Origin of the sequence: Oerskovia rustica (genome assembly GCF_014836555.1) — a bacterium.
GTDB lineage: Bacteria > Actinomycetota > Actinomycetes > Actinomycetales > Cellulomonadaceae > Oerskovia > Oerskovia rustica.
In genome coordinates, this window is record NZ_JACSQQ010000024.1 from 58,466 (window position 1) to 66,563 (window position 8,098).

General features: G+C 73.0%; 6 protein-coding genes. 2 read left to right on the plus strand and 4 right to left on the minus strand.

The window, feature by feature from the left end; genetic code table 11:
* Positions 1-30: 30 nt before the first annotated feature.
* Positions 31-2,889, minus strand: a complete 2,859-nt coding sequence (locus H9652_RS14100) for a helix-turn-helix transcriptional regulator (RefSeq protein WP_191796809.1) — start codon at positions 2,887-2,889, stop codon at positions 31-33.
* Positions 2,890-3,192: 303 nt separating this feature from the next.
* Here H9652_RS14100 and H9652_RS14105 point away from each other — a divergent pair, with 303 nt between their 5' ends.
* Positions 3,193-4,728 carry a helicase associated domain-containing protein gene (locus H9652_RS14105; RefSeq protein WP_191796810.1) on the plus strand — a complete coding sequence of 512 codons (1,536 nt, stop codon included), beginning with the start codon at positions 3,193-3,195 and terminating at the stop codon, positions 4,726-4,728.
* 796 nt (positions 4,729-5,524) lie between these two features.
* On the opposite strand, the gene H9652_RS14110 is transcribed toward H9652_RS14105, so the two are convergent.
* The 3 genes from H9652_RS14110 to H9652_RS14120 form a co-directional block, all read right to left on the minus strand.
* Positions 5,525-6,016, minus strand: a complete 492-nt coding sequence (locus tag H9652_RS14110) for a hypothetical protein (protein WP_191796811.1) — start codon at positions 6,014-6,016, stop codon at positions 5,525-5,527.
* Positions 6,013-6,567, minus strand: coding sequence for an ankyrin repeat domain-containing protein (locus H9652_RS14115; RefSeq protein WP_191796812.1), 555 nt, complete (start codon positions 6,565-6,567; stop codon positions 6,013-6,015). The genes H9652_RS14110 and H9652_RS14115 overlap by 4 nt, the downstream gene beginning before the upstream one ends.
* Before the next feature lie 227 nt (positions 6,568-6,794).
* Positions 6,795-7,382, minus strand: coding sequence for a hypothetical protein (locus H9652_RS14120; protein WP_191796813.1), 588 nt, complete (start codon positions 7,380-7,382; stop codon positions 6,795-6,797).
* 113 nt (positions 7,383-7,495) lie between these two features.
* Here H9652_RS14120 and H9652_RS14125 point away from each other — a divergent pair, with 113 nt between their 5' ends.
* Positions 7,496-7,981 (plus strand): hypothetical protein, encoded by a 486-nt coding sequence (locus H9652_RS14125; protein WP_225228253.1) that lies wholly within the window; start codon positions 7,496-7,498, stop codon positions 7,979-7,981.
* The last annotated feature ends 117 nt before the right edge of the window (positions 7,982-8,098 follow it).

Below are 8,098 nucleotides of genomic sequence, written 5' to 3' on the forward strand. Positions count from 1 at the left end.
GGCGCCCGCCCGAGCAGCCGACGGGTCCGCCTACCGTGGGACGGACGTTCCGCCGTCGGGCGTTCGCAGGGCGTGCGCCAGCTGACGACGAGACGTGACGCCGAGCTTCCGGAACGCCTTGCGCAGGTGGTAGTGCACCGTGTGGGTGCTGATGAACAGGCTCGCGGCGATCTCCGCGTTCGTCGCGCCCGTGACCGCCAGCTCGACCACGGTCTGCTCCTGCGCGGTCAGCCCCGTCGTGGGTCGGTCGCGCGGGGCGGGCGCACGACCGGTGACGGCGCTCAGCTCGCGCCGGGCGCGCGCCGCGAACGGGTCGGCGCCCATGCGCTCGAACAGGTCGAGCGCGGTCGAGAGCGCGGCGGCGGCCTCGCGGCGCCGCCGCCTGCGGCGCAGCCACTCGCCGTGCAGCAGGTGCGCCCGGGCGAGGTCGGCGACGGACCGGGTCCGCGACAGGTGCCCGACGGCGTCGCGGAAGTGGGCGTCCGCCTCACCGTCGGGCGCGAGCAGGGCCCGCGAGCGGGACAGCACGCCCAGGCCCCACGGCGCCCCGCTCGCGAGCGTGACGTCGGCGAGCCGATCGAGCGCCCAGCGGGCGACGTCGTCGTGCCCGCTGCGGACGGCCGACTCCACGAGGTCCGGCAGGACGCGCGTCCCGACCTGCATGAACCCCTCGCGCGCGACGACGGCCACCCCCTCGAAGGCGGCGGCGTGGTCGCCCGCCGCGAGATCGAGCAGCGCGCGCGCCGTCCGGGCCAGGCTCACGGCCCCGCCGATGCCGAGATGGGCCGCGGCACGCTCGGCGTCGTCGATCCGGTCGCGCAGCGCGGGAGAGTCGGGGCCGTGCCACGCGAGCAGCTCGGCGTTGGCGAAGACGCGCGCCTGCTCGGGGCTCAGCCCCACGGCCTCGCGGAGCTCGTGGACCTCGGCCAGCAGGCGGTCCGCCGAGTCGAGCTGTCCCATGACGGTCTCGCACAGCGACAGGACCCACAGCACCGAGTCGAGGGTCGGGAGGGCGCCCGCGGCGCGGGCCTGCGCGGCGGCCTGCCGCAGGAGAGCGTCCCGGGCCGCGTCGTCCCACAGCGCGGTCGTCGCGGCGACGGCCAGGAGGCCGTGCCGCCGGAAGGTCTCCGACGACGTCGCGCCCGGCTCGCGCATCGCGTCGACCGCGGACCGGAGCGCCTGGACGCACCGCGCGTCGGGCATGGTCGCCAGGGCGGACAACGCGCTCAGGAGGGTCGGGGCGAGGTCGTCGGGCCGGTCGCCGGTCGTGGGAGTGACAGCGCCCTCGTCGGCTGTGCCGGTCCCGCTGGTACCGGCCGGCCCGGCCGCGCCCAGGGCAGCCGCCTGGCGGGCGAGGTCCGCCAGGACCCCGTCTCCCGCGGCCGACTCCGCGGCGAGGATCTCGCCGAACGCCGCGAGGAGCGCGTCCCGCGCCGCCGTCGGGTCGGAAGCCCGCAGGGCGCGAGCGGCGCGCAGGAAGAGAGCAGGACTCTCGGCAGCAGCTCGTGGCGCACCCGCGTACTTGCGGGCCACGGCCCGTGCCATCAGGCTCCGCGCGAGGACGTCGGGCGTGAGCGAGGCGTCGTCGACCCCCTCCAGCATGGCCAGGGCCCGGACGGGCGAGCCCGCGAGGGACGCGGCCTCTGCTGCCGACACCGCGCGCTCGTCCCGCCGGGGTCCCGGCGCGGTGAGCTCCACGGCCCGCGCGAGGAAGGCTGCTCGGGCCGCGTAGCCACCCCGGGCGTGCGCGCGCACGGCACCCGCCTCGAGCGCGACGGCGGCCGCCTCGTCCGGACCGGACGTGGCCGCCGACAGGTGCCAGGCGCGCAGGTCGACGTCCACCGCGCGGTCGGTCACGTCCGCGAGCGCCGCGTGGGCCGCCCGGCGTTCGCTGCCGGTCGCCCCGCGGTAGACGGCCGACCGGACGAGGGGGTGGCGGAACATGACCCGGCCGTCGACCGAGACGAGGCGGTCCTGCTCGGGCGGGGCGGACGCGTCGTCGGGCAGCCGCATGGTCGCCGACGCCGCCGCGACGTAGGCGACGTCGCCCGTGGGCTCGGCCGCCGCCAGCAGGAGCCAGCGGCGGGTCGCGGCCCCGTACGCCCCGGTGAGGCGCTGGTAGTGCTCCTCCAGGTGGCTGCCGACGGGCAGCGGCGCACCGAGCACCGCGCGACCAGCGAGCTGGGCGGCGCTCAGCTCGTCGCTCAGGTCGAGCAGCGCGAGCGGGTTGCCGCCGGTCGCCGTGACGATCGAGTCCGCCACCTGCGGGTCGAGGGCGGTGCCCACGCGTCCACGCAGCAGCGCGAGCGCCTCGTCGCGCGCGAGCCCGGCGAGGTCCACGGTGGGCAGGTCGGCGAGGGCGGCCTCGCCCGGCGTCCCGGTCCGTACCGCCAGGACCAGGGCGACCTGCTCGGCGTGCAGGCGACGACCGACGAACGCGAGGACGTCGAGCGACTCCCGGTCGAGCCACTGGGCGTCGTCCGCGAGGACCAGGGTGGGGGCGTCGTCGGACAGGTCGGCGAGGAGCGAGAGGACGGCGAGACTCACGAGGAAGCGGTCCGGTACCGGGCCCGACGACGTCCCGAGCGCCACGCGCAGCGCCTCCGCCTGGGGAGCGGGCAGGGTCTCGATCCGTGCGGCCCGGGGGAGCAGGGCGCGCTGGATCGCGGCGAACGGGAGATCCGCCTCGGTCTCGGTGCCGACCAGGCGCAGGACCGTGAAGTCCTGGGCTGCTGCGCCCGCGCGTCCCAGCAGCGTGCTCTTGCCCGTCCCGGGCTCGCCCCGCAGGACCAGTACCCGGCTCTCCCCACGGCGAGCGTCCGCCAGGGTGGCGGCGAGGAGCCGCTGCTCGCGCTCGCGGCCGACCAGCGCGTCAGGAGAGGCGGACATGGCACCACGCATCCCTCGAGCCCCACCGGAAGGCTCGGTCCACGGCACGGCGAGGTCGGCGACCCTCAGCGGGACACTATCGGCTCGGGCGGGCCACGTCACCGGGAACGACCCACCGGAACGGCGAGGCCACCGGGAACGGGTGACCGGAGCGCGGGTGCGGCGGGGCGGGCCGACGTAGCAGCGGATGAAAAATGCGGGCCATCGAGCCGTTGCCGTCACACGCGCGGTCCCAGCGTGTCTTTCCCGGGTGATCGGCCCTGAGGGGCCGGCGCGGGCCGTCGAGGGAAAGGAGGCCGTCGAGTGGGACGCTACGAGGAACGTTGGTGGGAGGGGCACGCCCACCTCGTGCAGTTCGTCGCCGAGCACGGGCACCCCCGGGTCCCCGTGAGCCACCGCACCGAGCCCGACGGGTTCGCCCTCGGCACGTGGGTCAAGGTCCAGCGTCGTGAGCACTCCCTCGGGACCCTGAAGGACGAGCGCCTGCGCGCGCTGCGCGAGGCCGGGTTCGCGTTCGAGGTCCGGCACCCGCTCAAGCAGTGGCAGCGCAACGTGGACCGGCTCGCCGCCTTCAAGGACGAGCACGGGCACACCCGCGTCCCGTACTACTACGAGACCGCGGACGGGTTCGGGCTCGGGGCATGGGTCGGCCGCATGCGCCGGCGTCGGGCGTCGGGCGAGGTCACGGACCAGCAGGTGGCGGACCTCGACGCCGTGGGGATGGACTGGACCCTGGCGCTCGAGACGTCGAAGCGCCGCAGCCACCGGGCGTTCGCGGCGTTCGTCGCCGACCACGGTCATGCGCGGGTGCCCGACCCGTACCGCACGAGCGACGGGTTCGACCTGTCGGGCTGGGTCGCGCGGGTGCGCCGCGACCGGCGGGCCGGGCGGCTGTCGGCCACGCAGGAGCGCGAGCTGCGCGACCTCGGGTTCGAGTTCCCGAGCGTGCCGGACGCGGCCGACTGGGATGCTCACCTGGCGTGCCTGTCGAGGTACGTCGCGCGCAACGGCCCGGACATCTCGACGACGTTCGAGTGCGACGACGGGACCCGCCTGGGGCACTGGGTGTCGAGCCAGCGCGCTTCCCGGGAAGCGGGCACGCTCTCGGCCCGACGGGTCGCGCAGCTCGACGACCTGGGGTTCGTCTGGCACGCGCGCGACGAGGAGGACGGCCTGTGGCGCGAGGGCGTCGAGCTCCTCGCGCGGTACGTGGAGGAGCACGGGGACGGTCGGGTCCCCGGCGACCACGTCGCCCCCGACGGGACCCCCCTGGGCGCCTGGGTCGCCCGACGCCGGTGGGAGCACCGTCACGGCCTGCTGCGCGCCGAGCGCGTCGACGAGCTCGTGGCGCTGGGCTTCGAGTGGACCTCGACGCCGCCGACGGGAGCGACGCGCAGGTCCGACGACCCGGCCTTCCGCGCCTGGGTGGACGCGCTCGAGACCTTTCGGGTCGAGCGTGGGCACTGTCGTGTGCCGGCGGGCTTCGTGAGCCCGGACGGTAGGAGGCTGGGCGACTGGGTCGCGTACGTGCGCGCCCGGCACGCCAAGGGACTTCTCGCGCAGGGGCGGGTCGAGGTCCTCGACGGGCTCGGCTTCGAGTGGCGGGTCCGGGACAACGACGCCCTGTGGCGCCAGGGCGTCGAGGCTCTCGGGTCCTACGTCGCGGAGCACGGGCACGCACGCGTACCGATCAGGCACCGGCGGGACGACGGGTTCCGGCTCGGGCAGTGGGTGCGCAGCCGACGCAGCGAGGGGACGGGCGGGAGGCTGAGCCCTGAGCGGCTCGCTGCGCTCGACGCGCTGGGCTTCGTCTGGGACCCGACGGCGCCCGCGACCTGAGCGGGAGTACGCGTGGTGCGTTGGTGGGTTGAGACCGCCGTCGGTTCTGCAGCGTCAGACGTACTCGACGCCACCCAGCGTGCGGGCCGCAGTGCAAGCACGACACGCATCGGCAGTCTCCGCGCGCCTCCCGGCTGCGGGTCCCACGAAGAACGACACCGAGTGCGATGCCTCCAACGATCAGGGCAGGGAGGCCTCCATAGAGCAGTCCTTGACCCAGGCTTCCCTTCGACGCGGCGGTGATCGTCGTGAAGAGGACGACCACGACAACGAGCGCTACGCTCGCGCGACGGACCCGATGTGCACTTGCACTGGTGGCATGCATTCCTCTCCTTCCAGGGGGATCGATCAGCCTGGCGATGCGACGCACCTGGTAGAGGTTCGGATGGGCTTCACTCGGTACTCGAGGTACGGCAGGGATCCGGTACAGATGCCTCCGCGGTCGTTGATCCATTGCGCAGCCCCCGTCACTGCGGCCGTGACAGCCGCGCACTGCTACCAGCACGCGCTGGTCACTCTGGTTGAGGTAGAGGTAGAAGCCCCAGCCCACACCGACCGACCACGCCGGCGTGATCTGTCCCGGAACCGGTGCCGGCTTCTCCAGGACGATCGTGGACCCCGTTCATCGACGGATCTCCCTCGGCGTGAGCATCCGGGCGCGGGTGCGTCCGCAGACCGGGCTGTACCTGGCCCGGGCGATCCCTACGTCGGACACGTCTCAGCGCTAAGCGGGTCGCGCCGGTGCGCCCGAGCCGGTGCTGCAGCGCCTCGAAGTCCAGGGTCCCCTCACGCCAGATCACGATCTCGCCGGCACAGGCTCGCGCACCGGCTCCCAGCCCGGCCCCTCTGCCTCGCGCCGACGCTCCACGGCGGCAGCCTGGCCGTCCCAGATCCGGGTCAGGACGTTACCTGTGCGCCGGGCGAGGATGGTCGTCATGAGGTGCACCGGTGAGACCGGCATCAGGCTCCCGGTGTCGAACCGGACCACGGGTCGCCCGGTGTAGATGAACGCCGGGTCGTGGTCGATCGACCATCCGCCACCCGCAAGGCGCAGGTACGTCTCCCCGATGTACCGCGTCGAACCGTCGAGGAAGTCCGTGTCGTTCTCGTCGATGAACGCTCTCTTGTCGGGCCACCTGTCGAGGATGTACCGCTCGAGCGAGACGAGGGACTCCCGGGTGTACCCGCCGCTCCCCTCCCGCGGGGTGATGAAGTCCTCAAACCGCGCCAGACGCGGGTGCATCGCCTGGAGCCAGGACGCGAACAGCTCGTCCTGCTCGAGCGTCATCGACTCTCCAGCGGGGCGATGTTCGCCCGGGCGTGCGCAAGGCACCGCTCCAGGAGACCTGCGCGTGCCTCGCCGGCCGCTTGGGCGCTCTCGGTGATGCTACGGCCCTTGTGGCTGGGCGTGGTGACGTCGAGCTCGGGCCGGGCGAACAGTACGTCGTAGAACGGGGCGAGTTCTTCGTCGGAGAACTTGAACGTCCGGGCGAGCGTCTGCAGCGGGGTTCCCCACCGGTCGCCGGTGTCGGCGTTGATGTCGGCACCGCCCTCGAGCAGGCGGGCGAGCAGCGCGGGCTCGGCACCGAAGTCGTGCGACGTCGCGCTGAGCAACACGTGCAGCGCGTTGGTGCCGCCAGAGGTCGCGGCCGGGTCGGCGCCGTCGTCCAGGAGGCGGCCGGAGATCGCAGCGCGGGAGGCGGGCTCGGGGTTGCGCAGGGCGTACATGAGCAGCGTCGTGCCCTGCCCGTCGGCCCAGTTCGCCAGGGACAGGTCGTAGTCGGCGAGGAACTCGGACTCGCTCTGGCGCACGCTGCGGTAGACCGGTGGGTAGCTCATGGAGCCATGATCACAGGCGCGTCCAACACGGTGGGTGTGGTGTTCCAGGACCTCAGTGTGCGGGGCACGCCTGGGCCGGTGGAGTGCAGGAACCAGGATGGCAGCAACCGGGCCTTGAGAGCTTCGGGCGGGTAGGTGGTGGGTAGGTTCTTGAACACGGCTCGCAGGGCCAGGGCGGTGCGTTGGTCGAAGTCCCCTCTTTCAGGCGCACCGCGGGAGCGCGTACCTCATGAGCGATTTCGCCAGTGGATGTACACGTCGGGGTCGCCGCCACTCTTGACCCACAAATCCAGCAGCTCGGCACGGTCCTGCTCCGACGGAGGGCCGGACATCTCGTACGCCTGGATCGAGACGAACTGGTCAGGGAACCGGTCAGTTGTCGGGTCGCTGACCTCGAGTCTGATCTTCGAGAACGGCGCATCCGCGGCGTTGATGCCGGCCCACTCCGACAGGCTGGCGACGAACTGCGCTTGCTGATCGAATCCCTCCTGGGCGATCGCCCCGAACGCCCAGGACCCGATCCATGCACGATCCTCGGGCCCCGTGAACCACACGTCTACCGTGGGGACATCTTCCGGATCGTCCTCGATGACGAGCGAGCGCACCTCGTCCAGGATCTCCGTGGCGTCCTCTGCGGAGACACCCTCTTCCGCAGAGACGCGGATGCCACTGCCGGCGACATCCGCGTACGCCACCCCGTCGACGGTCGCAATGGACTCCTGGAGGCTCTCGCGGCGTTCTTCCAGAGACGGCGCACATCCGGCGAGGGCAGCGAGTGAGAGTGCAGCGAGCAACATCGTGGCAAGACGGCGCATCGTCCCATTCTCTCTGACGCCGACGATCGTGTGAGACTTGAGCAGATCGCGGCGCACGACCGTGCGACGGACGTGGTGGACGAATACACAGAGGGCGACTGATGATGCGACGCGTGGCTCTCGGTGCCGCCGGAGTGAGTCTCGCCGGGCTGCTGCTGACCGGATGCTCCCCGGCGGGTACGTCTACCCCGGGGACGCCGCCGCCCGCAGCCGCCGAACAGGCCGACCCGAACGCCGAACCGGCCGATCCCGCAGCCGTGATCGAAGCCGTAGAGGCCGCGCTTCCTGAATCCCTGCAGGTCGAGGTCGAATCGATCCCGGATGGCCTCACCCGCGGATGGTCGATCAGCGCGGAGGTGCCGCTGGGCTACGTCGTCACAAGCGGGACTTTGCGGACGGTGCTGGTAGCGGCGTGGGAGGCGTCGCCGGACGCCAAGCCTGCGTTCGTCGCGTTCAATCCATGGTCGACCTACGAGGGCAAGGAAGGCGCGATCGACGCCCAGCGCGCCGCCGACGAGCTCGGAATCGACTGGAGCCCGAGCTTCACAGTGGGCGTCGACGTGCCCGACTACGAGATCGAAAAGCTCGCCGCTACCTGAGACCGGGGCAGCGCTCGTCGCCGATGGGGTGCGCTTGGTTGCGTCTCTGCGCCCGTCCCGGTTGCCCGACGGTGCGGCCCGCGGCGGCGGACGCGCGGGCCCGGAGACGGGGGGGGG

Bases quoted from the DNA above. Each gene is read 5' to 3' on its own strand.
- H9652_RS14100 (WP_191796809.1), bottom strand. From the start codon at position 2,889: ATGTCCGCCTCTCCTGACGCGCTGGTCGGCCGCGAGCGCGAGCAGCGG.
- H9652_RS14110 (WP_191796811.1), bottom strand. From the start codon at position 6,016: ATGACGCTCGAGCAGGACGAGCTGTTCGCGTCCTGGCTCCAGGCGATG.
- H9652_RS14120 (WP_191796813.1), bottom strand. From the start codon at position 7,382: ATGCGCCGTCTTGCCACGATGTTGCTCGCTGCACTCTCACTCGCTGCC.
- H9652_RS14115 (WP_191796812.1), bottom strand. From the start codon at position 6,567: ATGAGCTACCCACCGGTCTACCGCAGCGTGCGCCAGAGCGAGTCCGAG.